Here is a 25672-nt window from a genome sequence, read left to right as displayed (position 1 = left end):
GAAGCTCTACTCGGCCGGGACGGGGGTGGGGACGGGGACGGGCTGCGCGGCGCTGGCGAGCTCCACATTGGCGGAGCGCGTCTGCAACGAATAGCGCGGGTCGAAGACGAAAGTGACGAGCAGCGCCAGCCAGGAATAATGGCTGCCGAGCGGCTTGTAGAACTCGGGCGCCATTTCGGTCAGCTCCGGCAGGCGACGCCAGGGGATCTCGTGAAAGTCGTGATGCTCGTTGTGATAGCCGATGTTGAGCGCGACTTTGTTGAGCGGTCCGTAATAGTCGAAAGTGCCCTGATTGGGGCCGAAGGCGAAATGCTCCTGCACCCAGCGCGCGCTCAGCGGATGCAGCCCGCCGACCGAGAACCAGAAGGACAGCGCCAGATAGAGCAGCGCATTGGGACCGAAGGCGTAGAGCACGAAGAGATCGAAGAGAAGGATGACGGCGGTGTTGACATAGGTCCAAAAGCCCATGAACGGCACCGTGCCTTTGAGGCGCGACAGACGCGCCAGCTGGATCGCGGGGAAGAAGAACAGCCACAGCGCCTTGCGCCATGTGCTATTGCCCACCCACTCCACCTCCCAATGGCTCGGAATGTCGGCGTCGTAATCATAGGCCGACAGATGCGAGTGATGCTTGATGTGGTAGCAGCGAAAGCCCATCGCCGTCGGGAAGGCGTTGGGCAGATCGGCGAGCAGAGCGGTGAGCTTGTTGTAGAGCGGATTGTCGAACACGCAATTGTGGATCGCGTCGTGGATGGCGACGAAAGCGGCGTGATTGGCGAAGGCGCCGACGCAGATCGCGAGCAGCAGCGTCAGCGGCCAATAGGCGAGGCCGAGCCAGCCGAGAATGGCCGCGATCAGCAGCTGCCCGGCGAATATGCCCGCGGCGATCTTGAAAGTGACGTCGTCCTTGCCGAACAGCGTCCGCACGTCCGGATGCGCCTCGAGAATGAGGCGACGGCGCTCGACATGCGAGCGATCGGCGGAGGACGTCGAAGAAATCGAGATGACATTCATGGAGCCGCCTCTTCTCTCACTGCCTCGGATGAAACGGGTGTGGCGTCTGTGACGCGCTTTTCGTAGATGCGATGAATTTTGTCGATCACGCCGCCGAACATTTCGATCGGCTTACGCATGCCGAGATTGTCCTCGAGCACCCAGCCGGCCTCGAGCGCGACGATATTGGCGTCGACGCAGCTGCGCCGCCGCATGTCCTCGATCATCGACAGCAGAATCGCGCCGCCTGTGGCGCTGTTCTGCAGCGACTTGCGCGTGCCGAGCAGCAGCAGGCGCGCGGTCGAGAATTTGTGCTTGCGGATGCGCGAGATCAGCTTGAACAGATTGAAGGGCAGCAGCTTGCCGTCGAAATCGGCGGTGATCTCGTGCAGATTGGGCAGCGCGACCGCGAAGGACACCGGCGCGCCGTCGAGCTCGAGCACGATGCCGAATTCCGGCGGCATCACATATTTCATGAGGTCCGCGAAACCGTCGAGCTCATCCTTGCCGAGCGGCACGAAGCCCCAATTGTCGCGCCAGGCGTCGTTGAACAGATCGGACATCAGCGCGGTTTCGCCTTGCTTCAGATGATCGCGGTCGAGCTGGCGAATCTTCAGCCGGCCGCGCCATTCGCGGCGGTCGGCGATGCGGCGTTCCTTGCCGAGGTCCTGGTCTGCGGCGAGATGCCGATAGGAGATCAGATCCTTGGCCTTCTCATAGCCCCGCGATTCGACGAGCGGCGACAGATAGGGCGGGTGCCAGGGCATCAGAAACATCGGCGTCGCCTCGAAGCCCTGGATCAGCACGCCGCTTTCGCCGTTGATGTCCGGCGAGAAGGGGCCGACGATGGTCTGCGCGCCGCGCGCGCGCAGCCATTCCTCCGCGGCCTGCGTCAGCGCGCGCACCACCTCCAGATCGTCGATCGCGTCGAGCGAGCCGAATTGCCAGCGCGAGGCCGAGACGGGTTGGATCGCGGGCTTATAGACCTGCGCGCCGATGCGGCCGACCCATTTGCCGTCCTTGCGCGCCAGGAACTCCTGCGCCTCCACTTGCTTGAAATGCGGATTGAGCTTGTGGCTGTAGAGATTCCAGCGCTCGGCGTCGAGCGAAGGCGCGAAGCCCTTCTGGCCCTTATAGATGAGACGCGGCAGCTTGCAGAAGGTCAGAAATCGCGAAAGATTATCGACGGGTACAATCTCGATGCCGGCCATGGCGAACACCTATCGAGCTAGAGAAGCCAGCGAAAGCGGGCATATCGACGCGGGAGAAACAGCGAGCGGCGAGCGATGAGGGGGACGTTGCGATCCCCTGCTCGCGGCTGCTCGTCGCTCCCTCACAAATTCGCGCCGGCCATCGCCTTGCGGACCAATTCATGCGCCTCGGCGGCCACGGGCGGCAGGTCGCGCAGCGCCTCGATCACGCCTTTGATCTCCGCTTCCGAATGATTGGCCGAGAGGAAGAAGCGCAGCCGCGGCTGATCCTTGGGCACGCCGATCTGCACGATCGGCGGCACATAGAAGCCATTGCCGAGCAGATGCTGCGAGGCCCACATGGTCTCGACGCTGTCCTGGAACAGAATCGGCACCACGCCGCGGCCGATCGCCGGCCCGGTGCTCAGCCCATTGGCGTGGGCGTAGTCGCGGAACAGCTCGGCGTTGCGCGCGAGCTTGCCGACGCGCCAGCTCTCCTCCTGCATCAGCTGCAGCGCCGTGCGCGCCGCGGCGAGGATGACGGGCGAGAGGCCGACGCTGTAGACGAAGCCCGGCAGCGTGTAGCGGAACCAGTCGATGACCGGCTTCTTCGCGCAGACGAAGCCGCCGCAGGAGGCGAGCGTCTTGGACATTGTGCCGACGACGAGATCGAGACGGCCGGGATCGACGCCCTGCAGCTCGGCGAGGCCGCGGCCGGTATCGCCCAGCACGCCGAGCGAATGCGCCTCGTCCACCATCAGCCAGGCGTCGTGACGCTCTTTCAGCTCCACGAGGCGCGGCAGATCGGCGGTGTCGCCGTCCATGCTGTAGATTCCCTCGACGACGATCAGCACATGGCGGAAGTCCTCGCGCTTCTTGGCCAGCAGATGGTCGAGATGCTCCAAGTCGTTGTGGCGGAATTTGATCACCTCGGCCGAGGAGGCTTCGCAGCCGGCGACGATGCTGTTGTGGGCGAGCTCGTCGATGAACAGCGCGTCGCGCTTGCCGAGCAGCCAGGAGATGGTCGTCACATTGGCGAGATAGCCGGAGACCAGCGTCAGCGCCGCCTCCATGCCGAGAAATTCGGCGATTTCCGCCTCGAAGGGCTTATGCGTCGAGCGCTCGCCGCCGACGAGGCGCGAGGCCAGCGCGCCGACGCCGAGCCGATGCAGCTCATGCTCGGCCTCCTCGATGATCCGGGGATGATTGGCGAGGCCGAGATAATCGTAATTGGCGAAGCTGACGAAATGCGTTCCCTTCGCCTCGAACTCGGCGCGCAGCCGGTCGATCTGCGCGAAGAAGGGATCGTGATATTGGAGGAGCGCATTGCCCGCGAAACGGAATCGTCTCGATGCGTAGTCCGAAAGGCTGCTATGCTTCGCCACTTAGTGCGTCACCCCGGGTCTCGGGCCGCGCGCTGTCCGGCGCGGCGCCTCATTGGAAGCCGGCGCCCGATTCCTCGCGACGCCCGCGGTCGGCCCGCAGCCTTAGCATCCTTCGGCGCCGGAGCGCCAGCGAAAGCATCGTGCGCAATCGTGTCGCAGTTGTTTCGCGGGGCGGGGGTTTCCCCTGCGGCGGAACTTGTTCTATTGGCTCTGGCGATGACAGACGCTCCGCATCAGCATTCCCGGCCGCACGCCGAACGTGCCTCCGCTCTGCGGCTGCGGGTGGAGGCGCTCGCCGTCGCCCGCGGGGGGCGGCGCGTGCTGTTCGGCCTCGGCTTCTCCCTTTCCGCCGGCGAGGCGCTGATCGTCACCGGCCGCAACGGGGCCGGCAAATCGACGCTTTTGCGCGCTCTGGCGGGCCTGTTGCCGCGCCTTGCCGGCCGCGTCGAGATCGACGGCGCGCCGGCGGGGGAGGAGGCTTCGCTGCTTCATTATCTCGCCCATGCCGACGGGCTGAAGGCGCCGCTCACCGCGCGCGAGAATCTGGATTTCTGGGCGCAATTTCTCGGCGGCGAGCCGGATCGGCGCAGCCTCGAGCCGGGCGAGGCGCTGGAGCGGGTCGGCCTCGCCCATCTCGCGCAGACGCAAGTCGCCATGCTCTCCGCCGGGCAGAAGCGCCGCATCGCGCTGGCGCGGCTGCTCGTCGCCTTCCGACCGCTGTGGCTGCTCGACGAGCCGACCAGCGCGCTCGACGCCGCCTCGCGGGCGCGGCTCGCCCGGCTGATGACCGAGCATCGGGCGCTGGGCGGCATGATCATCGCCGCCACCCACGAGCCGCTCGGCCTCGAGGATGCGCGCGAGCTGGCGCTGGGAGCGAATGCGTGAGCTCGCCGCTGCTCGCTCTTTTCTTGCGCGATCTGCGCGTCGCCCGCCGCATCGGCGGCTCGGCGACGATGGGCGTGGTGTTTTTCCTGGTGATGGTGTCGATCGTCCCCTTCGCCATCGGCCCGGACCCAAATCTTCTCGCCCGCATCGGTCCGGCGATATTGTGGATCGCGGCGCTGCTCGCCAGCCTGCTCTGCCTCGATCGTCTGTTTCAGGCCGATTTCGAGGATGGCTCGCTCGATCTCTTTCCGCTCGGCCGCGCGCCGCTCGAGCTCGCTGTTCTGGCCAAATGCGCGGCGCATTGGGTGACGACCGGCCTGCCGCTGACCTTGGCCGCGCCCTTTCTCGGCCTGATGCTGCAACAAGACGAGATGGCGCTCGTCGCGGTGACGGGGACGCTGCTGGCCGGCACGCCGGCGCTGACGCTGATCGGCGCGATCGGCGCGGCGGCGACGGTGACGCTGCGCCGCGGCGGCCTGCTGATGGGGCTGCTGGTGCTGCCGCTGACGATTCCGGTGCTGATTTTCGGCGTCTCGGCGGCGCAGGCGGCGACGGGCGGAACAGTGTCCTTCGCCGCGCCATTCGCGATATTATGCGCGATCAGCCTCGCGTCGCTGGCGCTGTGCCCCTTCGCCGCGGCGGCGGCGTTGCGGCATTTGGGGGAGTAGGGGGGCGCGGACCGCTGTTTCGGCCTGGCGACTTCGTGATATTCTGCGCAGATGACGAAGCGAGACCATCCTGTCGGCCGGCGACGGTCCCTCACCTTGGGATTGGTGGGTTTTTCACGCATCAGCGCCGTCGAGGGCGTCCGACTCGACTCCGATAGCAAGCGAATGTTTGCCGATTTCGAGCGTCGTGGTTTGACAGCGGCCGAGCGTCGCCGGGCGATCCACGAAAAGCACGCAAAAAAAGCCTAGGCCTCATGTATCGCACCGTCGTCGATCCCTATTGCTATAGAGGGACGACGGTTCTGAAAAATCGTCTGGGACTTCGCGATCAGGCGGACCTCGACGCTTTCGAGGCCGATGCGACAGCGCAACGGTTTTCGGAACCGCTCCCGATGGGGCGTTTCGGCGTTCGACATTATCGCGCCATCCATCGCCATATTTTCGGAGATGTCTATCGCTGGGCGGGCTGCTATCGTACCGCAAGAATCGCCAAAGGAGCGAGCATGTTCTGTTATCCAGAGCATATCGCAGCCGAAATGACGCGGATATTCGATAGCCTCCGCGACGACGCTTATCTCAGGGGCGCGCCGTTCGATCTATTCGCTGTTCGATCCGCTCGTTTCTTGTCGGAGCTCAACGCCGTTCATCCGTTTCGAGACGGCAACGGCCGGGCCCAACTCGCGTTTTTCGCGCTTCTCGCCGATCGGGCGGGGCGCCCGCCGAAGCTGCGCAGGTTGAAGGCCGAGTCCTTCCTCGCCGCGATGATCGAAGCTTTCCTAGGGCGGGAGGATAAGCTCGTCGCCGAGATCGAGCGGCTCGTGTCCTGACCGGGCCGCTCCCGCTCGCTCAGTACAACCCGCCCGTTCCGCTGCCCACCTGCTTGTCCACATCCTGCGCGCCGCCGGATTGCAGTCCGCCGTCGCTGCCGGCGGCGGAATAGGAATCGGGCGGCGCGGTGCCGGGCTTGAAGGCCTCGAGGATCGAGCCGGAGCCCTTCGAGCGCAGGCCCGAATGCGAGTCGACCGAGATCAGCTTGATTCCGGGCGGCACGCGGAAGGGCACGTCGGGCTTGTCCTTCAGCGCCACCATCATGAAGTCGCGGAAGATCGGCGCGGCGTAGGTCGCCGCCTGCGCGCTCTTGCCTTCGCCGACGGGGCGCGGGCGGTCGTAGCCGATATAGACGCCGACGGCGAGGTCGGGCGAGAAGCCGACGAACCACAGGTCCTTGGCCTCGTTGGTGGTGCCCGTCTTGCCGGCGAGATGCTTGCCCACCGCCTTGATCGACTGGCCGGTGCCGCGCTCGATGACGCCCTCCATGATCGAGGTGATCTGATAGGCGGTCAGCGGATCGAGCACCTGCTCGCGCTTGTCGATGAGCTTGGGCTCGTTCTGGCTCTCCCATTTGGGCGCGTCGCAGCCCAGGCATTGGCGCTCGTCATGGCGATAGATCGTCTTGCCCCAGCGGTCCTGGATGCGGTCGATCAACGTCGCCTTCACGCGCTTGCCGCCATTGCAGAGCATGGAATAAGCGGTCACCATGCGCATCACCGTCGTCTCGCCGGCGCCGAGCGCCATGGGCAGATAGAGCGGCATTTCGTCGTAGATGCCGAAGCGCTTGGCGTATTCGGCGATGAGCGGCATGCCGACATCCTTGGCGAGGCGCACCGTCATCATGTTCTTGGAATGCTCGACGCCGTAACGCAGCGGATGGGCGCCGGTGCCATGCGCGCCCTCGAAATTCTCCGGCGTCCAGCTCTCGCCATTGGCCTGCACGATGGTGATCGGCTCGTCGAGAATGGAGGAGGAGGGCGTGTAGCCATTGTCGAGCGCCGTGGCGTAGACGAAGGGCTTGAAGGAGGAGCCCGGCTGGCGCAGCGCCTGGGTCGCGCGGTTGAACTCCGACTGATCGTAGGAGAAGCCGCCGACCATGGCGAAGACGCGGCCCGTATGCGGGTCCATCGCCACCATCGCGCCGGAGATTTCCGGAATCTGCCGCAGCCGATACTGGCCCTGCCGGCCGGAGAGCGGCTCGACATAGATGACGTCGCCCGGCGTCAACGCGGCGCGAATGCTGCGGCCGGCCCAGCGCATGCCCTCCTGGCCGAGCTGCCCGGTCTCGCGCTCGCGCGCCACCTCGCCGGATTTCTCGCGGCCGGGCTGCAGGCCGATGCGGGCGACGCTATCATTGGCGTCCAGCACCACGGCGAGGCGCCAGGGCTTCACATCGCCGAGCGCCGGAATATCGGCGAGCGGCAGGCCCCAGTCATAGGAGATGTCGATATGGCGCATCGGCCCGCGGAAGCCATGCGCCTCGTCGAAGCGCACCAGGCCGTCGGCCAGCGCCTTGCGCGTGATGGCCTGCATTCTGGGGTCGAGCGTCGAGCGCACCGAGAGGCCGCCCTCGTAGAGCTTCTTGTCCCCGTATTTGTCGAGCAGCTCGCGGCGCACCTCCTCGGCGAAATAGCCGGCGACATAGGTGTTGGGCGAGGTCACGCGCGGGTTGACGCCGAGCGGCTCGGTCTTGGCCTTGTCGCCGTCCTTCTGCGAGACGAAGCCGTCGGCGACCATGCGGTCGATGACGTAATTGCGGCGCTCGACCGCGCGGTCGCGATGCAGGAAGGGGTGGTAGTTGTTCGGCGCTTTGGGCAAAGCGGCGAGATAGGCGGCCTCGGCGACGGTCAGCTCATAGACCGATTTGTTGAAATAATTCAGCGCCGCGGCGGCGACGCCATAATTGCCGAGGCCGAGATAGATCTCGTTGAGATAGAGCTCGAGGATGCGATCCTTGGGATAGGCCGCCTCGATGCGGAAGGAGATCAGCGCCTCGCGAACCTTGCGCTCGAAGGAGCGCTCATTGCCGACCAGGAAGTTCTTCGCCACCTGCTGGGTGATGGTGGAGGCGCCCTGCATATGGCGCCCGCCCTGGGCGAGAATCGAGACCGCGCGGGCGATGCCCTCGAAGTCGACGCCATTATGCGTGTAGAAATTCTTGTCCTCGGCCGAGATGAAGGCCTGCTTGACCAGCGGCGGAACCGCCGAGCTCGGCAGGAACAGCCGGCGCTCGCGCGAATATTCGGCGAGGATGGAGCCGTCATTGGCGTGGATGCGCGTCGTGACCGGCGGCTCGTAATTGCGCAATTGCGCCGTGTCCGGCAGATCCTTCGAGAAAACATAGACGATGCCGGCCGCGGCCGCCACGCCGATCAGGAAGACGATGGCGCCGGTCGCGAAGAGGAAGCCGAAGAACCGGACGAGCAGACGCATGAAGGATGATCCTCGAAGAGACGCGTTGCCGTGGAATCTGGCGCGCGCCGCGCCGTCGGCGTCCCGTTTAGAGATTTTTTATCGAGACGGAAACCCGAATCGGCCTCTCGCCGCGCCCATCCTTATCCTCGTTTTTATGTTTTATTGTGGGCGTGCGGTCGCGGCCACGGTTTGCGAGGGCCCGGCTTGCGGGGCCGTTCCCGCCAGCGCCTGCTCCTGACCCTGCTCTTGCGCCTGCTGCTGGCGCTCCAGAAAATAGCGCTCGATCGCCTGCGCCGTGGTCTCGGCGACGCGCTCGCGCCAGTCCGGCGAGACGAGCCGCGACAGATCGCGCGCGCTCGACAGATAGCCGAGCTCGAGCAGAACGGACGGAATGTCGAAGGCTTTCAGCACCACGAAGCCGGCCGAGCGGCTCGGATTCTTGTTGAGATGGCCGACGGTCTGCCAATAGGCGATCAGCGTGCGGGCGAAGACACGGCTATAGGCGCGCGTCTCGCGCCGGGTCAGATCGTAGAGAATGTCGCCGACTTCGCTGGCGTCCTCGGATTTGCGCTCGAGCCCGGCGGCGCGGTCGGCGAAATTCTCCTTTTCGGCGATCTTGGCCGCCTCGGAGTCCGAGGCGCGAGTGGAAACCGTATAGACAGTGGCTCCCTCGACGCTCTGCTCGGCGAGCGTGTCGGCATGAATCGACAAGAACAGATCGGCCCCGGCCTGACGCGCGACGCGGACGCGCTCGTCGAGCGCCATGAAGGCGTCCTCATTGCGGGTGAGGACGACGCGCAGCTTGCCGTCCGCCTCCAGCTTGGCTTTCAGCGCCCGCGCGAATTCGAGGACGATGGTCTTCTCCTGCTCGCCATGCGGTCCGGCCGCGCCGACGTCGACGCCGCCATGGCCGGGGTCGATGACCAGCATCGGCTTGCCGCCGGGCGGGGCGGGCGGCGGCTCGGCGGCGGCTATCGGCGCGGCGACCGGCGCGCGGCGGGCCGCCTCGGCGGCGAAGCTCGCGGCGTCCGAGGGCTCGAGCTCGATGACGAGACGCGGGGTCTTCGATCGCGAATCGCTCTCGGCGCGCAGGATTTTGGCGGGCCGCGCCAGATCGATGACGATTCGCGAGCGTCCGGGGGCGAAATGGCCGAAGCGGAAAGAGGTCACGAGATCGTCGCCGCCGCGCTTGTCCTTGGCCGCGCGGCCGATCTCCGGGTCGAGGCGAAAGGCCATTTCCGGCAGATCGACGACGATTCGATACGGGTCGGCGACGGGAAACACGATCGGCGTCACCTCGGCCGTCGTCTCGAAGACGAGGCGCGCCCGGTCCTTCTGCTGCTCGATCCGCACGGCGATCGCCGAGACCGGCTCGGCGGGCTCCGCCCCGGCCCGGCCGATGGCGAGGGCGAGGCCGCAGGCGAGCGCCACGCGCGCGAATCGCCGGGGCGAGAATCGTCGGGGCGCGAATCGCCGATAAGACCGCGAATCATGAGCCAGCGAAGGCCCGGCCCGCGTCGGTCGCCTGTCGTCCATGTCGAAAATCGCCCCGCTCGCGCAAATCGCCCGCAAACAATATGGCGTGGCTCGCGCGAGCGCGCGAGCCCGAAATCTTTCTGAGGATATCTGGTTAATGCGCAGTTAGCGGCTGCTCCGGCGCCCTTTTTGGCCGGCCGACCGGCGCCAGCCTGTGGGCGGAGCCGCGGAGAGGGGACGTCCAACTTGCGGTGTCGCCTTCGAGACATTATGTATGGAAACGTTCCGTGGAAGGGTCCGAAATGCGTCTTGCGCAATTTCGGCGTTTTACGGCGTCGGGAACCGTCTCGGGACGGACGGCGCGTTTTTCCGCGGGGCGAATGACGTTCGAATGCACGCTTCATGCGCGGGTTCGGGACGGGCGGGCGCCGCCGTAAGGCGCTGTGACATAAGGTTTTTGTGACGAGCTCATGGCGAAGTCCATGACATGCCGCCAATCGAGGCGCCACTCCGCGCGAGAGTATCGCGCGCCAGTGGGGCTATCGATTCGCGCTGTCTTCGCGAGCCGTCGTCACTCGGGCTCCCGACCGATTTCGCTTCGGCGGTCGGTCGCGCCTCTCGCCCAGTCCGCCGGCGGTCGCGCCGGTTCGCGTATCCGATGTTTCGCGATCGACACCAACTCCTCGAAAACACGCGTCGACGCTCCGACGCTTCGCCGGACCGCGGTCGCATCATTCCTCACGGGATGCTCGCTCGAGACCGCCGGCGTCGCCTCGCGTCGCGCCGCAAAGAGTTTCTCATGGCCAACAAAATGCTCATCGACGCCTCCCACCCGGAGGAAACCCGCGTAGTCGTGCTACGCGGCAATCGCGTTCAGGAATTCGACTTCGAAGCCGCTGACAAGAGACCTCTGCGCGGCAATATTTATCTCGCCAAGGTCACCCGCGTGGAGCCGTCGCTGCAGGCGGCCTTCGTGGATTACGGCGGCAATCGCCACGGCTTTCTGGCTTTCGCCGAGATACATCCGGATTATTACCAGATCCCTGTCGCGGACCGGATCGCTCTGCTCGAGGAGGAGAGCCGCGTCCATCAGCAGGAGGACGAGGAGCCGCGTCCGCACGGTGGGCGGCGTCGCTCGCGCCGCCGCAATTCGGACGGCGCGGAGAAGCGCGCCCATTCCGACGAGGTGATCTCCGAGAACGTTCCCGGAAGCGAGGCGGGCGCCGAGATCGACGCCGCCGACGAGGCGGCCAAATTCGACGCCGCGGAGCCGGCCGACGCGGCCCGCGCCACGCCTGACGAAAGCGCCGAGCCCGAATCGCCGCGCGCCGCGGAGGCGGAGACGGCGGTGGCCGAATCCGCCCCGCGAGAGGCGGTCGAGGTCGAGCCGATCTCCGTCGATCCGCAGGGTTTCGGCGTCATCGAGGCCGGTCACGCCGAGGAGGCTCCCGTCGAGCCGGCCGAGCCCGACCATGAGGCCAAGGCTCGCCGCCAGGACGAGCGCGATGAGGAGCACGAGACCGAGCGCGAGCGCGAGGAGGCTCGCCGCCGCGAGGACGATCACGACGAGGAAGAAGAGCACGAGGACGAGGAAGAGCACGTCGAGCATATCGGCGGCGACGCGATGGAGGAGGTGCCGCACCGGCCCTCGCGCTCGCGCCGTCAATATAAGATCCAGGAGGTGATCAAGCGCCGCCAGGTTCTGCTCGTGCAGGTCGTCAAGGAAGAGCGCGGCAACAAGGGCGCGGCGCTCACCACCTATCTCTCGCTCGCCGGCCGCTATTCCGTGCTGATGCCCAACACCGCGCGCGGCGGCGGCATCTCCCGCAAGATCACCGACGGCGCCGATCGCAAGCGCTTGAAGGAGATCGTGCAGGAGCTCGAGGTGCCGGAGGGCATGGGCGTCATCCTGCGCACCGCCGGCGCCACGCGCACCAAGGCCGAGGTCAAGCGCGACTTCGAATATCTCCTGCGCATGTGGGAGAGCGTGCGCGAATTGACCTTGCGCTCCAGCGCGTCGACGCTCGTCTATGAGGAGGGCTCGCTCATCAAGCGCGCCATCCGCGACCTCTATGGCCGCGACGTGGACGAGGTCGTCGTCTCCGGCGAAGAATCCTATCGCGAGGCCAAGGACTTCATGCGCATGCTCATTCCGAGCCATGCGAAGAATGTCAGCCTCTACCGCGATCCCAATCCGATCTTCGCCGCCGCCGGAGCGGAGGCGCAGCTCGACGCGCTGTTCTCCAATCAGGTGACGCTGAAGTCGGGCGGCTATCTGGTCATCAATCAGACCGAGGCGCTGGTCGCCATCGACGTGAACTCGGGCCGCTCCACCCGCGAGCATAATATCGAGGACACGGCGCTGCGCACCAATCTGGAGGCGGCCGACGAGGTCGCTCGCCAGCTGCGCCTGCGCGATCTCGCCGGCCTCATCGTCGTCGATTTCATCGACATGGAGGAGGGCCGCAACAATCGCTCCGTCGAGCGCCGGCTCAAGGACGCGCTGAAGAACGACCGCGCCCGCATTCAGGTCGGCCGCATCTCGCATTTCGGCCTGCTCGAAATGTCGCGCCAGCGTATTCGCGCCGGCGTGCTCGAGGGCTCGACCGTGCCGTGCCCGCATTGCGCCGGCGCCGGGACCGTTCGCTCAACCGCCTCCATCGCGCTGCATGTGCTGCGCGTGCTCGAGGATGCGCTCATCAAGAGCGCGGCGCATGACATCAGCCTGCGCACCCGCACCGTGGTCGCGCTCTATATCCTCAATCAGAAGCGCAGCCATCTGCAGGCGCTTGAGCGTCGTTTCGGCGTCGCCATCACCGTCTCGGCGGACGACAGCCTCACCGGCACCTCCTATCATTCGCTGGAGCGCGGCGAGCCGGCCACCGGCGTGCGCGAGCTTCCGATCCAGCAGGCGCTGCGCGTCGATTCGCTCGCCGATGAGATCGAGGAAGAGTTCGAGCCCGCGGAAGTCGAAGCCGCGGAGGAGGACGAGATCGTCGAGCGCCGGCCCGAAAGCGCGCGTTCCGAGGGCGGACGTTCCGAGGGTGGACGCTCCGAGGGCGGACGGCGCGAAGAGCGCGGCGCCGTTCCGGCTTTCGCCGAGGAAGACGAGGATGGGCAGCCGCGCGCGCGTCGTCGTCGGCGGCGTCGCGGTCGCGGCGGCGGCCTCACGGGTGGGGAAGCTCCGGCGCCGGGCGCCGAGCAGCCGTCGGACGAAGGCCTCGCCATTGTCGCGGAGATCGACGGCGCGCCGACCGCGCCGGCCAATGAAGTCCCGCGTCCCGCGGAACGGGGCAGCCGCGGTGGACGCGGCCGTCGCGCCGGTCGTTGGACGCGCTCCTCGCCGCTGCCGTCCGAATATCGCGAGCAGGGCGCCTTCCCGCTCGACGAGGGCGTCGAGGAGACAGCCGTCTCTGCGGCCGAGGCGCATATCCCGCCTTTCGAGGCGCATGAAGCCGCATCTTCGGTCATCGCCGAGGAGGCCGCTCCTCCTCCGCCGGCGGTGGAAGCCGCGACGCCGAGCGCGCCCGAGCCGGAACGTCCGGCTCCGCAGCCCGAGGCGCCAGAGCCCGAGGCCAAGCTTGCCTCGATCTCGCCCGCCCCGATCTCGCCTGCTCCGATCACGTCCGCCCCGATCGCGCGTGAGCCTGCGCCCCCGCGCGAGTCGACCGAGACCGTCATCACCGAGGCCGATCCCAATCGCCCGAAGAAGGGCGGCTGGTGGCAGCGCGCCAAGGCCTCGCTCGGCGGCGATTGACAAAAAGCGCGACGGCCCCGGAGGGCCGTCGCGCCGATCTTTCGAGGCGGAGCTATTTGCCGAGCGCTTTTGCGCACTCCGGGCCGAGTTCCGACGAATGCTTCTGCAGGCAGGCGAGGACGCGGCCGCCGCCCGGCATGACGCCGCTGCACAGACGCTGATAATCTCCTTTGCAGGCTTTTTTCGCGGCGTCGACACGATCGCCGGTGGGCGCCGTCTGCGCCGCCACGGGCTCCGCCGCGAGGGCGGCGGCGAGAATGGCCGCAATGGCCGAAAGCGTCATTCTGTTCATCATGTTCTCCTCGAAACGACTGGTTTGGTTTCCGGGTGGTCTTTGGCGATGCGAGTCTCGAAGGCTCGCTCTCATTCGGCTGCAGAGCCGGTCAGGCGGCGATCGTAGGGCGGCATCTCGTCGGAGGCGCCGGGCGGCGCGAGCAAAGCGCGCAACGCGCCGCGCCACTCTCCGGCGGCGCGCGCGTCGCGGAACATGGCGCCCCATTCGCCGAGCGCGATTTTCAGCGGGTTGAAGCTCGGCGTCGCGCCGACGAGGCCGTAGCGCAGCGCCTCCTCCTTCGGCGCCTCGGCGAAAGTGCCGAACAGACGGTCGAAGACGATCAGCACGCCGCCGTAATTCCTGTCGAGACAGGAGGCGTTGGAAGCGTGATGCACGCGGTGATGCGCGGGCGTGTTCAGCACATGCTCGAGCAGCCCCAAGCGCGGGCAGAGCTCCGTATGAATGAAGAATTGATACAGGAGATTCGCCGTCAGCATCAGCATGATGGCGATGGGGTGAAAGCCGAGCCAGGCGAGCGGCAGGAAGAACAGGAAATTGCCGGAGAGGCCCGCTGTCCAGCCGAGCCGCACGGCGGCGGTGTAATTCATCCGCGTCGGCGAATGGTGGACGGAGTGCGTCGCCCACATCCAGCGCACGCGATGCGAGGCGCGATGGTCCCAATAATAGAAAAACTCGACGCCGAGGAAGAGCGCGACGAGAGCGAGCGCGCTCGTCGGATCGAAATCGAGGAGGCGATGCTCATAGGCGAAGGCGTAGGGCCCGGCGACGATCAGCGCCTCGACCCGGCGCAGAGCGTTGCGCCCGAGCGCGACGCCGAGCGAGGCGGCGCTCTCGCGCAGATCGTGATGCTCGCGTGCGGCGAGGCGCGCCAGCAGATATTCGAGCGCCATGAAGCCGATGGCGACGGCGAGAATGAGCATCCGCATGTGGAGATCGAGCGGAGATTGTGCGAGCTGCGGCATGATGCGACCTCGTGACGGTCGGCGATCGAGCGGAATGCGACGCTCGATCTCTTTGTTTCTTTGGAGTGAATTCTGATCGTTCGAACGATTCCGTTCGATCGGAAAGCGCTAGCGGGAAACCGAGCCGGAGCGGCTCCAGGCGCCGCCGCGCGGACCCGAGCAGCCACCCTGCGAGGAGCAGGCGCCGCCCGAGCAGCGTCCAGAGGCGCCCCAATTGCTCGTCCCGCGCGGGCCCGTGAAGGACCCGCCGCGGCTCCAGGCGCCCGCCTCGGAGACGGCGGCGAAAGAAATCAGCGCGGCCAGAGCCGGAGCGGCGATCGATCGGAACATGTGAAATCTCCTCATCGTCTTGTCGTCGACGTTTCGACGTGAGGAGAGGATGAGCGGTCTTCGTCCTGCGCCGATCACGGCGGCGCGATATTTCGTCGCGAATTGTCGCCCTTTCGTAACGATGTGCAACAAGGCCTCTCGGCTCTTGCCTCCGCGGCGCCGACGATCGACATTTGCGCTATGAACGCGCCCGCGGCCCGAATTCTGATGGTGGAGGACGATTCCGAAATCGGCCGGCTGGTCGGCGATTTTTTGCGCCGCGAGGGCTTCGAGCTCACCCTCGCGCCCGACGCCGAGGCGATGGACGAGGCGCTCGCGCATTCGCGGCCCGATCTCCTCATCCTCGATCTGATGCTCCCGGGCGAGGATGGCCTCTCCATCTGTCGGCGCCTGCGCGCCGGCGATTCGATTCCGATCCTGATGCTGACGGCCAAGAGCGACGAGATCGACCGCGTCGTCGGCCTCGAGATGGGCGCCGACGACTATTTGACGAAACCCTTCGGCCCGCGTGAGCTGCTGGCCCGCGTGCGGGCGCTGCTGCGACGCGCGCAGGCGGGGCCGAGCCGCCCGGTGAGCCGGCGCTTTTCCTTCGACCGTTTCCTGCTCGATCTCGATGCGCGCAGCTTCGCGCCGGCCGAGGCCGGACTCGCGCCGATCGCGCTGACGAGCGCGGAATTCGATCTTCTCGCCTGTTTCGCGCAGCATCCGCGCCGCGTGCTGACGCGCGACCAATTGCTCGATTGGACACATGGCCGCAACGCCGATCCCTACGACCGCTCGATCGACATGCTGGTCTCGCGCCTGCGCAAGAAGCTCGATGCGGCGGGGGCGAGCGGCGATCTCATCGGCACCGTGCGCAATGGCGGCTATTTGTTCAAGGCCGAGGTCAGGCGGCTCTCGTGATGTCGCGTTGGACGATCGCCGCGCGAATCACGCTCATCGTCGTGGTGAGCCTGACGGCGGTCTGGGTCGCCGCCATCGCGGCCATCTATCGCTTCACCGCCGATGAGAGCGCGCGCGAGCGTCCCTCGCCGGCGCGTGTCGCCGCCGTCGCCGAGCTCGTCGAGCGAGCGCCGCCGTCGCTGCGCGCGCTCGCGCTGGAGGCGGCGTCGTCGCCGCAATTCGCGTTGCGGCTTCTGCCGGCGGGCGTGGCGGCGGCGGCTTCGGGGCCGTCGGTCGCGGATGACGTTCGCCGCGACTACGCCGCCGCGCTCGGCGACCGCGGGCTCGTCCTCGAGTGGCGTCCCACTCTGCCGATCGGCCGTCGCTTTCCGCGTCTGGCCGGCGCGCTCTCCAATGCGCTCGAGTTTCGCATCGCGCTGCACGATGGCCAAACTCTGCTCATCGACACGCGCGGGGCGATGATGGTGGCGCGGTCGGGCGTTCCGGTCGGCCTGCTCGCCGGGCTGTTCGGCACTTTGGTGGCGCTGGTCGCGCTCCTCGTCATGTATCGCGAGACGAAGCCGCTGGCGCGCCTCGCCGCCGCCGTCGACGGGATCGATCTTTCGGGCGAGTCCACGCCATTGCCGCGGCCCGGCGGCAATGCGCCGGAAGTGCGCGCGCTGGTCGCCGCCTTCGAGCGCTTGCAGGCGCGGCTCGGGAGCCTCATGCGCGCGCGCATGGCGTTGATCGGCGGCATATCGCATGATGTGCGCACTTTCGCGACGCGTCTGCGCCTGCGCGTCGAGGCGATCGCCGATGCGGCCGAGCGCCGCCGCGCCATCGCCGACATAGACGATATGATCCGCCTGCTCGACGACGCGCTCTTGTCGAGCCGCGCCGGCGCCGGTGAGCTCGCGCGCGAGCTCGTCGATGTGTCGGCGCTCGTTCGCGCCGAGGTCGAGGATCGCGCGCAGAGCGGCGGCGCCGTCGATGCGAGCATCAGCGGCGCGGCGGGATCGGTGGTGCTCGGCGATCGTCTGGCCTTGCGTCGGATTATCGCCAATCTCGTCGACAATGCGCTGAAATACGGCCATGCCGCCCATGTCTCTGTCGCCGCGCGCGGCGGCTGCGTCGAGATCGCCGTGGAGGATGAGGGGCCGGGCATTCCGGAGGCGCAGTGGGCGCAGATGCTGGAGCCTTTCAGTCGGCTCGAGACATCACGCAGCCGCGGGACCGGCGGCGCCGGCCTCGGCCTCGCGATCGTGCGCGCGCTCGTCGAGGCGCATGGCGGCGAGGCCACGATCGGCCGCGCGGCGAAAGGCGCGCGCGTCGCCGTCACGCTGCCTTTGTTCGAGGGGGGATGACACTCGGCTTCTGCGCGGTCGCGAGACATTGTCCGAAGGCTCTGCGCGGCCCCGCTCTCGTCAAGCCGAGGCCCGCACGCCGAGCCAGGCGGTGAGGCGGTCGAGGCCGAGGCGCACCTCGCTCTCGGCGCCCGCGTAGGAGAAGCGCAGCATATGACTGCCGCGCGCGCGATCGAAATCGACGCCGGGGGTGACGGCGACGCCGGCCTCCTCCAGCATGCGCTTGCAGAAGGCCGCCGAATCCGCCGTGAAGCGAGAGACGTCGGCATAGACATAGAAGGCGCCGTCGGGCGGCGCGAAATCGGTGAAGCCCAAGCGCGGCAGGCGCTCCAGCAGCAGCGCGCGGCTGCGCGCATAGCCGGCCTTCACCGCCTCGAGCTCGGCGCGCGCCTCGAAGGCGAAAGGCGCGGCGATCTGCGCCAGCGTGGGCGCCGAAATGCTGAGCGATTGTTGCAGCCGCTCCATCGGCCGCACCAGGGACTCGGGCGCGACCAGCCAGCCGAGCCGCCAGCCGGTCATCGCATAATATTTGGAGAAGCTGTTCACGACGATCGCATTGCGTGAATGCGCCAGCGCCGTCTCGCAGGGCCGCTCATAGGAGAGGCCGTGATAGATCTCGTCGGAGACGAGCAGGATTCCCGCCTCCTCGCAAAAGGCGCAGATTTTCTCGAATTCATCGCTCGGGATCATCGCGCCGGTCGGATTGGCGGGGCTCGCCAACAGCGCGCCATCGAGCCGCTTTGCGCGATGCGCCGCCGCGAGCAGAGCCGCGGTCGGCGAATAGAGCGTCTCGGCGCCGACCTCGATCAGCACGGGCTCGAGGCCGAGCGAAGCGAGAATATTGGCGTAGGCGGGATAGCCCGGCGCGGTCATGGCGATGCGCGCGCCCGCGTCGAAGCCGGCGAGAAAGGCCAGCAGAAACGCCCCCGAGGAGCCGGTGGCGACGATGACGCGCTCCGGCGAGACATCGACGTCATAGGCTTCGCCGTAATGGCGCGCGATGCGCTGGCGCAGCGCCGGCCGGCCGAGCGCCTCGGCATAGCCGATGACGCCGTCGGCGAGCCCGCGCGCCGCGGCCTCGCGCACCGCGAGCGGGGCGGGGGCGCCGGGCTCGCCCAGCTCCATATGGACGATGCGGCGGCCCTGGCGCTCGAGCGCGCGCGTCTCGCTCAGCACATCCATTGCGAGAAAAGGCGCGACGGCGCTGCGTCGCGAGGGGGAGGGGGGCGTCGTCATTCGAGCAGCATAGCAGAGACGAATGTGACTTTGTGTGGGCGCCGCCGCGCGACGAAGCAAACCGGCGGCCGCCGATGGCGCGCAGACTGCTTCGCTCGCGATGATGTCCGGCTATTCCGCCGGCTGTTCCGCAAAGCCGCGCTGACGCAGCAGCGCATCGACGCTCGGCATGCGTCCGCGAAAGGCGACATAGGCTTGCGCCGGGTCTTGCGTTCCGCCGGCCGCGTAGATGTGACGGCGCAGACGCTCGGCGATCGCGGGCGCGAAAGGATCGCCGGCCTCCGAGAAGGCCTCATAGGCGTCGGCGTCGAGCGTCTCCGCCCATAGATAGGAGTAATAGCCCGCCGAATAGCCGTCGCCGGCGAAGACATGGGTGAAATGCGGCGTCCTGTGCCGCATGACGATCTCCTGCGGCATGGCGATGCGCGCGAGGCTCTCGCGCTCGAAGTCGAGCGCGTCGAAGCTCTCGCCGATGGCGGTTTCGTGCAGATCGAGATCGACATAGGCGGAGGCGCAGAATTCGACGCTGGCGAAGCCCTGGTTGAAATGGCGGGATTTGGCGATGCGCTCGAGCAGCGCCTCCGGCATGGGCGCGCCGGTCTCGGCGTGGCGCGCGAAGGCGCGGAGAATTTGCGGCTCCAGCAGCCAATGCTCATAGAGCTGCGACGGCAGCTCGACGAAATCGCGCGCGACATTGGTTCCGGCGACGAGCGGATAGGTGACGTCCGACAACATGCCGTGCAGCGCATGGCCGAATTCATGGAACAGGGTGCGCGCGTCGTCGAGGCTGAGCAGCGTCGGCGCGCCATCGGGCGCGCGCGAGAAATTCAGCACATTGACGACGATCGGACGAATGCGTCCGTCGAGATTCTCCTGGCTGCGGAACTCCGACATCCAGGCGCCGCCGCGCTTCGACGGCCGCGCGAAATAATCGCCGAGGAAGAGCGCGACATGCTCGCCCTTCGCATCGCGAACATCGAAGGCGCGCACGCTCTGGTGATAGAGATCGAGCCCCTCCACCTCGACGACGGAGAGGCCGAACAGTCGCTCGGCGACGTGAAAGGCCGCGGCGATCATCGCGTCGAGCTGGAAATAGGGCCGCAGCTCCGCCTGATCGAGATCATAGCGCTCCTTGCGCACGCGCTCGGCGTAATGACGCCAGTCGGCGGCGGCGATCGCGACATCGGCGCCGTCGCGCGCGGCGAGCGCCTGCAAATCGTCGCGCTCGGCCTTGGCCGCGGCGAGCGCCGGCGCCCAGACGCGATCCAGGAGATCGCGCACGGCCTTGGGCGTCTTCGCCATCGTGTCGTCGAGCTTATAGGCGGCGAAGCTGGCGAATCCGCTCAGCCGCGCGCGCTCCTCGCGCAGGCGCAGGATTTCGGCGATCAGCGCGCGATTGTCGGTCGCCCCGCCATTCTCGCCGCGGCTGGCCCAGGCGCGGAAGGCGATGTCGCGCAGATCGCGGCGCGTCGAGCTCTGCAGAAAAATCTCGACGCTGGAGCGGGAGAGGGTGACGGCATATTTGCCCGGCGCGCCGCGCTCGCCCGCGACTTGCGCCGCCGCGGCGCGGAAATCGTCCGACAGGCCGTCGAGATCGGTCTCCTCGAGCAGCAGCAGGTAGTCGGCCTCGTCGGCGAGAACATTCTGCGCGAACGAGGTGGTGAGCTTGGCGAGACGCTCGGATATCTCCGCCATGCGACGCTTGGCGTCCTCGTCGAGCTTCGCGCCGGCGCGCAGGAAGCGCTTATGCGTGAGCTCCAGCACGCGCGCCTGCTCCGGCGTCAGCGTCAGCGTGTCGCGGCGCGCATGGAGCGCGTCGACGCGGGAAAACAGCGCGGCGTTCAGCAGGATTTCATTCTCGTGGCGGGCGAGCGCGCCGGATATGTCGCGCTCGATCTCCTGAAGCTCGGGCGTCGAGTCGGTCGCGGCGAGATTCCAGAACACGCCGCCGATGCGGGCCAGCAGCCGGCCGGAGCGCTCCAGCGCGGCGATCGTGTTCTCGAAGTCGGGCGGCGAGGGATCGGCGGCGATGCGCGCGGTCTCGGCCAGATTCTCCGCCATGCCGGCCTCGAAGGCGGGACGGTAGTGGTCGGGCTTCACCGCGCCGAAGGGCGGCAGGCCGAAAGCTTTCGTCGAGGCGGAGAGCAGCGGATTTTCGGTCGTCATCGGTTCCCTCGATCTTCGCCGCGAGATTATCGGCTCGGGCGCCGTCGCGCCAGCGATCTCGGCGATTGTTCCCGATCCTCGACTAGTGTAGTCTGTTTATAGACTGAATGGGATGGCGGCGGCCTTGCGCCGTCGGGCGAAGGGGCGGCGCGGTGACGCAAGCAAAGCAGAGGCCGCAAGCGGAGCGGGGGCGCCGAGCGGAGCCGAACCTGCGGGCGGGGAGCGGGTCCGAGCTCGGCGGCTTTCCGCAGCTCGGCCGCATCGTCGCGGAGCTCGGCGAATTGCGCCGGGCCTCGCAGAAGCGGCGCTATCGCGACGGGCGTCTGCCCGAGCTGCCGTCGCGCGAGGCGACGATCGAGATCATCGAGGATCTCGCCGCCAGCCTCTATCCGCGCCATTTCGGCCCGCCGGAGCTGACGACGGACGGCGCCGACGGCTTCGTTCTCTACACGGTGGACAAGAGCCTGCGCGCGCTGCGCGAGCAGGTGCGCCGCGAGCTGCAATTGCTCGCCAATGGCGCCGACGACGGTCAGACGGATTATCGCCCGCGCGCTCATGCGATCGTCGACGCTTTCGCCGAGGCGCTCCCGCAGATTCGCGCGCTGCTCGACACCGACATTCACGCGGCCTACGAGGGCGACCCCGCGGCCAAGAGCCTCGACGAGGTTGTGTTCTCCTATCCGGGCCTTTCGGCGATCATCCGCCACCGGCTCGCGCATCGCCTCTATCTGCTCGGCGCGCCCATGCTCGCGCGGCTGGTCTCGGAGATCGCGCATTCGGCGACGGGAATCGACATTCATCCCGGCGCCGAGATCGGCGAAGGCTTCTTCATCGATCATGGCACTGGCGTCGTCATCGGCGAGACGGCGATCATCGGAAAAAATGTGCGTCTCTATCAGGCGGTCACGCTCGGCGCGAAGCGATTCGAGGTGGACCAGACCGGCGCCCTGGTGAAGGGCGGCGCGCGCCATCCCATCATCGAGGACGATGTGGTGATCTACGCCGGCGCCACAGTGCTCGGCCGCATCACCATCGGCCGCGGCTCGGTCATCGGCGGCAATGTCTGGCTGACGCATGGCGTGCCGCCGGGCAGCAATGTCACTCAGGCGAAGCCGCTGAGCGAATCGTTCAGCTTCGGCGCCGGCATCTGAAAGGTCACGGCGTCACCGACGGCGAGTCATTCATCGGATCGCGCGTCGGATCGTCGCTTCTCGCCGCTATGTCGCCGCCGGGCGCGACGCGTTCGGAGATCGCCGAGCAGAGCGCGGCGGCATTGTCCCAAGTGCAGGTCGTGGCGCCGATTCCGCGCGTGCATGTGCATCGATAGAGCACGCCAGAGACGCATCGCGTGGCGCCTGAATCATTCGTCGATCGACAATCCTGAGCGGCGGCTGCGGCGGCGGCGCTCGCGGCGATCGCGATGGCGGCCGCGAGGCTTCTCATCGGATATTTCATGGCGGATGCTCCGGAGATGTCTGCGGATCGACACCGGGCTATTTATCGCGCGACCGAAGAGGATCAATATGCGTCGTCGCGTCGCGCGCGAGCCGCCCGCCGGGAACCGCGAGGGAAAACGTCATGATTCGCGACTATGTCAGCCACGCCGCCAATGAGCGGACGTTTCTCGCCTGGGTGCGCACCGGCATTGCAATCATGGCGCTCGGCTTCGTGATCGAGAAGTTCGATCTTTTCGTTCACACGATCAGCATCACGCTTCCCGCGGTCGAGCGCGGGCCGATCTTGCAGCGTTTCGAAAAATTGTCGGGACCATTGACGAGCGGGGGAGGCGGAGGCCTGCTGGTGCTCGGTGGCGTTGCGCTCATCATTGTCGCAACCGTGCGTTTCATCCACACGCGGCGCCTCATCGCCGACGAGGCGCAGCATGGTTTTGACGCAGGGCTCGTCGAGCTGGTCATTCTCGCCGCGCTGCTGCTGCTCGGTTCGGGCTTCGTCGTCTATCTCGCGATCGGCTGATCGCGCTCAGCGGCCGTGCGTGCCGGTCGCGGGAAGGTCTTCCTCGACATCGACGATCGGCGGATGCTCGGCGGGCGTGTCGAGGCGCGGCGGCGCGCGCCACATACGGCCGTCCTGCTCCGCGCGGCGGAACTCCTCGAGGCCGTCGTAGATCGGCGCGAGCAGGCCGTTGCATTCCGAGCGCGACAGTTTCGTCTTGTGCATCAAAATCTCGACGATGCGCTCGAGCTCCTTGTGCAAATGGCGCAGGCGCATGGCGGCGACCGATTGCAGCTCCTCGAAGATCGCGAGGCTCAGGCGCTGCTTCTCCTCCTCGGCGAGCGAAGCGGTGTAATGGGTCTTGTGCATGAAGGACTGCGCCAGTCGAAAGGCGGTGCTCATGTTGCGATCGTCGACGCCGTCCTGCGGCGGCGCGCCGATGAAGATATGCTCGGCGATGCGCGGCGCGAGCGCGCGCATCGCATGCAGCGCGTCCTTGTCCGCCGGCGTGGCGAGATCATTGATGAAATGCGCGACGCCTTTCTCCTGCTCGAATTGCACATCGGCGAGCCAGAGATCGGAGCCTGAGCGTCCCGATCCGCGAAACAGCGAGACGCTCTGCGTGCGCAGGCCGCCGGTCGCCGAGATCAGCATGATGCCGGCCGCCCGCGCCGCGGTGCGGCGACGTCCCGATGTGTCGGCGTCGATGGCGGTCATGCGCTTGCCGACCGCGCGTCGCAGAGCGCGCGCGGCCTTCTCGGCGCGGGCGCGCTCCGCCTCGATCCGTTGCTGCTCGCGCAGCGCCGCGATCGCCTGCTCGCGCGCCGCGATCGCCGCGGCGTCGATCGCCGACGTCTCCGGCTTGGTCGATTTCGTTTTGCGTCGAGTATGCGCGATATATGAGCCCACGCCGCTCCTCCGCAGAGCGCCTCGGCCGACTGATCGCGATCTCGTGAACTGTCGCTATCGTCTCAGGCGCAGTGCAAACGCTAGCGCCGAAGACGACGGCTTCGCGATTGTGGAGAGTCCCCTTGTGGCCATCACGCATATGATGGCGGCGGCGCGCGCGCGCCGGCTCGCGGCCGCCGCGCGAAGGCTCTGCAATGACGCTGAAAACTGGATATATTCCTATTTACCTACTCGTATTTATGAATTAAATTTCGTCGCGATGTATACTGATTTCGCCGCGGGCGGAACCGCCGCCGGCGGCCATTCAGCGCGCGGCGGAGCGTCACCAATGTCGATCTTGCTTTTCCTTCACCGATGGGTGGGCGTCGTTCTGGCGCTATTCATGCTCGTCTGGTTTTCCACCGGACTGTCCATCGCCTTCATCGGCTCGCCGACGATCGACCGCGCGCAGCGGCTCGCTCATGCGGCGGCGCTCGCCCCGCAGGACGGCTGGCTCTCGCTCGGCGAGGCGTTGAGCGCGAGCGCGTCGGCCCGCGCGCAAGCCTCGAAGGCGAGCCGCGAGGCCGGCGGCATGGGAGGCGGCATGGGACATGCGCGTCATGAGCATTCGGGCGGCGCCAAGAGCGAGCGCGGCGTCGTCGATGCGCGTCTGCTGCGTGTCGGCGACGAGCCGATCTGGCTCATCGAAGACGATGCGAGCCGGCGCTTCGCTCTTTCGGCGACGAATGGCGCGCTGATCGCGTTCGACCAACAGGCGGCCGAGCGTATCGCGCGCGACTGGCTCGGGGCGCCGTCGCTGCTCTATCTCGACACTGTGGACACGGCGATCGGCCTGCGCAACGCCGAGACGCTGAAACCCTTTCATCGCTTCGCGACCGGCGATGCGGCGGGCACGCAGATCATCGTCTCGGCGCGCACGGGCGAGGTCGCGCAAGTCGCGACGCGAGTCGAGCGCGCTTTCGTCTATGCCGGCAATTGGCTGCATCTCTTCCGTTGGCTCGATGCGCTCGGCGCCGGCGACTATCGTCGCGATGCGCTGACCTATGCCGGATTTTTCGCCGCCATCGGCGCCTTCAGCGGCGTCGTGATCGGCTGGATCAAATGGAAGCCGGGATTTTTCGGCCGCCCGACCTATGCGCGCGGGCGCACGCAGCCCTATCGCGAGAGCTGGCTGAAATATCATTTCTGGGCCGGCCTCATCGGCGGGGCTTTCGCCTTCGGCTGGGCGGCGAGCGGCTTTCTCTCCACCAATCCAGGGCAGATTTTCTCGCAGGCGACCGCGAGCCGTGAAGAGCTCGCGCGCTATCGCGGCGTCGCGCTTCCGCAGGCGATCGTCGATTGGCGCCCTTCCGCCGCGCTCGGCCTCTCCACGGATGTCGTGGAGCTGGCCTGGAGCCGTCTCGGCGAGGAGGCGCTGCTCATCGCGCAATCGCGAGACGGCGCGCGCCGCGCTGTGGCGGCGCCGGGCGCCGTCGCCGGCCTCGCCGAAGACGCTCTTCTCGCCGCGGCGCATCGGCTGAAGGAGGGCGTCGCCATCGCCTCCGCCGAGACGCTCGCCGAGTATGATTCCTATTATTTCGCCAATCATCGGCAGACGGCGCTCGACAAGCCGCTGCCCGTGCTGCGCGTCGATTTCGCAGACGCCGAGCGCACGTCGCTCTACATCGATCCTGCGGACGGCCGTCTGCTGGCGAAATTCGATACGAGCCGGCGCGTCTATCGTTGGCTCTATTCGGCCGTGCATCATTGGGATTTCGGCTGGTTCCGCAATCATTGGCTGTGGTGGGGCTGGATGGGCGTCTGGGTCTCCTTCGGCGTCGCGCTCAGCGCCAGCGCCGTGGTTCTGGCGTGGCGGCGCCTGCGGCGCTCGCTTCCCGTCGCGGCGCCGGCGAGCGGCGAAAGGCGTGCGCGCCGCGCCGCGCAGACGGCCTGACCTCGCTGCGCTGATCTATCGGCTTATATCATAGGTTTAGCA

General features: G+C 67.2%; 21 protein-coding genes. 9 read left to right on the top strand and 12 right to left on the bottom strand.

The genetic code is table 11. The annotated features are described in order from the left end of the window. Positions 1–6 precede the first annotated feature (6 nt). The 3 genes from VIF40_RS20145 to VIF40_RS20135 form a co-directional block, all read right to left on the bottom strand. Positions 7–1014, bottom strand: coding sequence for a fatty acid desaturase (locus VIF40_RS20145; protein WP_331939306.1), 1008 nt, complete (start codon positions 1012–1014; stop codon positions 7–9). After that, positions 1011–2204 carry a hypothetical protein gene (locus VIF40_RS20140; protein WP_331939305.1) on the bottom strand — a complete coding sequence of 398 codons (1194 nt, stop codon included), beginning with the start codon at positions 2202–2204 and terminating at the stop codon, positions 1011–1013. Before VIF40_RS20140 ends, VIF40_RS20145 begins: the two co-directional genes overlap by 4 nt. Positions 2205–2326: 122 nt before the next feature. After that, on the bottom strand, positions 2327–3568 hold the full coding sequence (locus VIF40_RS20135; RefSeq protein ID WP_331939304.1) for a pyridoxal phosphate-dependent aminotransferase family protein: 1242 nt from the start codon (positions 3566–3568) through the stop codon (positions 2327–2329). 216 nt (positions 3569–3784) lie between these two features. Here VIF40_RS20135 and ccmA point away from each other — a divergent pair, with 216 nt between their 5' ends. The 3 genes from ccmA (at position 3785) to VIF40_RS20120 (ending at position 5948) form a co-directional block, all read left to right on the top strand. Beyond that, complete coding sequence (gene ccmA / locus VIF40_RS20130) at positions 3785–4453, top strand: heme ABC exporter ATP-binding protein CcmA (RefSeq protein WP_331939303.1); 669 nt, start codon at positions 3785–3787, stop codon at positions 4451–4453. Further along, a complete protein-coding gene (gene ccmB, locus VIF40_RS20125) occupies positions 4450–5121 on the top strand; it encodes a heme exporter protein CcmB (RefSeq protein ID WP_331939302.1) in 672 nt (223 codons plus the stop codon). Before ccmA ends, ccmB begins: the two co-directional genes overlap by 4 nt. A 254-nt stretch (positions 5122–5375) precedes the next feature. Further along, positions 5376–5948, top strand: coding sequence for a Fic/DOC family protein (locus VIF40_RS20120; protein ID WP_331939301.1), 573 nt, complete (start codon positions 5376–5378; stop codon positions 5946–5948). A 19-nt stretch (positions 5949–5967) separates the two neighbouring features. Here the strand turns inward: VIF40_RS20120 and VIF40_RS20115 are convergent, their stop codons facing one another. Beyond that, the gene (locus tag VIF40_RS20115; protein ID WP_331939300.1) at positions 5968–8385 is read right to left on the bottom strand and encodes a penicillin-binding protein 1A; all 2418 of its coding nucleotides are present in this window, start codon (positions 8383–8385) and stop codon (positions 5968–5970) included. 141 nt (positions 8386–8526) lie between these two features. Beyond that, positions 8527–9798 carry an N-acetylmuramoyl-L-alanine amidase gene (locus tag VIF40_RS20110; RefSeq protein ID WP_331939299.1) on the bottom strand — a complete coding sequence of 424 codons (1272 nt, stop codon included), beginning with the start codon at positions 9796–9798 and terminating at the stop codon, positions 8527–8529. Between the two features lie 844 nt (positions 9799–10642). Here VIF40_RS20110 and VIF40_RS20105 point away from each other — a divergent pair. After that, positions 10643–13600 carry an Rne/Rng family ribonuclease gene (locus tag VIF40_RS20105; RefSeq protein ID WP_331939298.1) on the top strand — a complete coding sequence of 986 codons (2958 nt, stop codon included), beginning with the start codon at positions 10643–10645 and terminating at the stop codon, positions 13598–13600. Positions 13601–13652: 52 nt separating this feature from the next. Here the strand turns inward: VIF40_RS20105 and VIF40_RS20100 are convergent, their stop codons facing one another. The 3 genes from VIF40_RS20100 to VIF40_RS20090 form a co-directional block, all read right to left on the bottom strand. Next, entirely contained in the window at positions 13653–13895 is a 243-nt protein-coding gene (locus VIF40_RS20100; RefSeq protein WP_331939297.1) for a cysteine rich repeat-containing protein, read from the bottom strand. A 68-nt stretch (positions 13896–13963) separates the two neighbouring features. Then, positions 13964–14857 carry a sterol desaturase family protein gene (locus tag VIF40_RS20095; RefSeq protein ID WP_331939296.1) on the bottom strand — a complete coding sequence of 298 codons (894 nt, stop codon included), beginning with the start codon at positions 14855–14857 and terminating at the stop codon, positions 13964–13966. A 108-nt stretch (positions 14858–14965) separates the two neighbouring features. Beyond that, positions 14966–15187 carry a hypothetical protein gene (locus VIF40_RS20090; RefSeq protein WP_331939295.1) on the bottom strand — a complete coding sequence of 74 codons (222 nt, stop codon included), beginning with the start codon at positions 15185–15187 and terminating at the stop codon, positions 14966–14968. A gap of 180 nt (positions 15188–15367) precedes the next feature. On the opposite strand from VIF40_RS20090, the gene VIF40_RS20085 reads away from it, so the two are divergent. Then, on the top strand, positions 15368–16090 hold the full coding sequence (locus VIF40_RS20085) for a response regulator transcription factor (RefSeq protein ID WP_331939294.1): 723 nt from the start codon (positions 15368–15370) through the stop codon (positions 16088–16090). Next, positions 16090–17433, top strand: coding sequence for a sensor histidine kinase (locus tag VIF40_RS20080; protein WP_331939293.1), 1344 nt, complete (start codon positions 16090–16092; stop codon positions 17431–17433). The genes VIF40_RS20085 and VIF40_RS20080 overlap by 1 nt, the downstream gene beginning before the upstream one ends. A gap of 60 nt (positions 17434–17493) precedes the next feature. Here VIF40_RS20080 and VIF40_RS20075 read toward each other — a convergent pair whose 3' ends face one another. After that, positions 17494–18669: a pyridoxal phosphate-dependent aminotransferase gene (locus VIF40_RS20075; protein ID WP_331939292.1), complete on the bottom strand. Its 1176-nt coding sequence runs from the start codon at positions 18667–18669 to the stop codon at positions 17494–17496. 111 nt (positions 18670–18780) lie between these two features. Beyond that, on the bottom strand, positions 18781–20835 hold the full coding sequence (locus VIF40_RS20070) for a M3 family metallopeptidase (RefSeq protein WP_331939291.1): 2055 nt from the start codon (positions 20833–20835) through the stop codon (positions 18781–18783). A 209-nt stretch (positions 20836–21044) separates the two neighbouring features. Between VIF40_RS20070 and epsC the strand changes: the two genes are divergently transcribed. Next, entirely contained in the window at positions 21045–21986 is a 942-nt protein-coding gene (epsC, locus tag VIF40_RS20065) for a serine O-acetyltransferase EpsC (RefSeq protein WP_331939317.1), read from the top strand. A gap of 4 nt (positions 21987–21990) precedes the next feature. Here epsC and VIF40_RS20060 read toward each other — a convergent pair whose 3' ends face one another. Beyond that, the gene (locus VIF40_RS20060; RefSeq protein WP_331939290.1) at positions 21991–22290 is read right to left on the bottom strand and encodes a hypothetical protein; all 300 of its coding nucleotides are present in this window, start codon (positions 22288–22290) and stop codon (positions 21991–21993) included. A gap of 123 nt (positions 22291–22413) precedes the next feature. Between VIF40_RS20060 and VIF40_RS20055 the strand changes: the two genes are divergently transcribed. Next, the gene (locus VIF40_RS20055) at positions 22414–22809 is read left to right on the top strand and encodes a YidH family protein (protein ID WP_331939289.1); all 396 of its coding nucleotides are present in this window, start codon (positions 22414–22416) and stop codon (positions 22807–22809) included. Between the two features lie 6 nt (positions 22810–22815). Here VIF40_RS20055 and VIF40_RS20050 read toward each other — a convergent pair whose 3' ends face one another. Beyond that, positions 22816–23697, bottom strand: a complete 882-nt coding sequence (locus VIF40_RS20050) for a hypothetical protein (RefSeq protein ID WP_331939288.1) — start codon at positions 23695–23697, stop codon at positions 22816–22818. 328 nt (positions 23698–24025) lie between these two features. Here VIF40_RS20050 and VIF40_RS20045 point away from each other — a divergent pair, with 328 nt between their 5' ends. Continuing rightward, on the top strand, positions 24026–25630 hold the full coding sequence (locus tag VIF40_RS20045) for a PepSY domain-containing protein (RefSeq protein ID WP_331939287.1): 1605 nt from the start codon (positions 24026–24028) through the stop codon (positions 25628–25630). The last annotated feature ends 42 nt before the right edge of the window (positions 25631–25672 follow it).

The organism is Methylosinus sp., assembly GCF_036560965.1.
Taxonomy (GTDB): domain Bacteria; phylum Pseudomonadota; class Alphaproteobacteria; order Rhizobiales; family Beijerinckiaceae; genus Methylosinus.
Note: the sequence above shows the minus strand (reverse complement) of the source record. Positions and strands in the feature narration are given on the sequence as shown.

What these genes read in the sequence shown, in the direction of transcription:
- VIF40_RS20085 (WP_331939294.1), top strand. Translation starts at nt 15,368, where the DNA reads ATGAACGCGCCCGCGGCCCGAATTCTGATGGTGGAGGACGATTCCGAA.
- VIF40_RS20070 (WP_331939291.1), bottom strand. Translation starts at nt 20,835, where the DNA reads ATGACGACCGAAAATCCGCTGCTCTCCGCCTCGACGAAAGCTTTCGGC.
- VIF40_RS20115 (WP_331939300.1), bottom strand. Translation starts at nt 8,385, where the DNA reads ATGCGTCTGCTCGTCCGGTTCTTCGGCTTCCTCTTCGCGACCGGCGCC.
- VIF40_RS20055 (WP_331939289.1), top strand. Translation starts at nt 22,414, where the DNA reads ATGATTCGCGACTATGTCAGCCACGCCGCCAATGAGCGGACGTTTCTC.
- VIF40_RS20120 (WP_331939301.1), top strand. Translation starts at nt 5,376, where the DNA reads ATGTATCGCACCGTCGTCGATCCCTATTGCTATAGAGGGACGACGGTT.
- VIF40_RS20140 (WP_331939305.1), bottom strand. Translation starts at nt 2,204, where the DNA reads ATGGCCGGCATCGAGATTGTACCCGTCGATAATCTTTCGCGATTTCTG.
- VIF40_RS20105 (WP_331939298.1), top strand. Translation starts at nt 10,643, where the DNA reads ATGGCCAACAAAATGCTCATCGACGCCTCCCACCCGGAGGAAACCCGC.
- VIF40_RS20075 (WP_331939292.1), bottom strand. Translation starts at nt 18,669, where the DNA reads ATGACGACGCCCCCCTCCCCCTCGCGACGCAGCGCCGTCGCGCCTTTT.
- VIF40_RS20060 (WP_331939290.1), bottom strand. Translation starts at nt 22,290, where the DNA reads ATGAAATATCCGATGAGAAGCCTCGCGGCCGCCATCGCGATCGCCGCG.
- ccmA (WP_331939303.1), top strand. Translation starts at nt 3,785, where the DNA reads ATGACAGACGCTCCGCATCAGCATTCCCGGCCGCACGCCGAACGTGCC.
- VIF40_RS20145 (WP_331939306.1), bottom strand. Translation starts at nt 1,014, where the DNA reads ATGAATGTCATCTCGATTTCTTCGACGTCCTCCGCCGATCGCTCGCAT.
- VIF40_RS20100 (WP_331939297.1), bottom strand. Translation starts at nt 13,895, where the DNA reads ATGATGAACAGAATGACGCTTTCGGCCATTGCGGCCATTCTCGCCGCC.
- VIF40_RS20090 (WP_331939295.1), bottom strand. Translation starts at nt 15,187, where the DNA reads ATGTTCCGATCGATCGCCGCTCCGGCTCTGGCCGCGCTGATTTCTTTC.
- VIF40_RS20045 (WP_331939287.1), top strand. Translation starts at nt 24,026, where the DNA reads ATGTCGATCTTGCTTTTCCTTCACCGATGGGTGGGCGTCGTTCTGGCG.
- VIF40_RS20095 (WP_331939296.1), bottom strand. Translation starts at nt 14,857, where the DNA reads ATGCCGCAGCTCGCACAATCTCCGCTCGATCTCCACATGCGGATGCTC.
- VIF40_RS20080 (WP_331939293.1), top strand. Translation starts at nt 16,090, where the DNA reads ATGTCGCGTTGGACGATCGCCGCGCGAATCACGCTCATCGTCGTGGTG.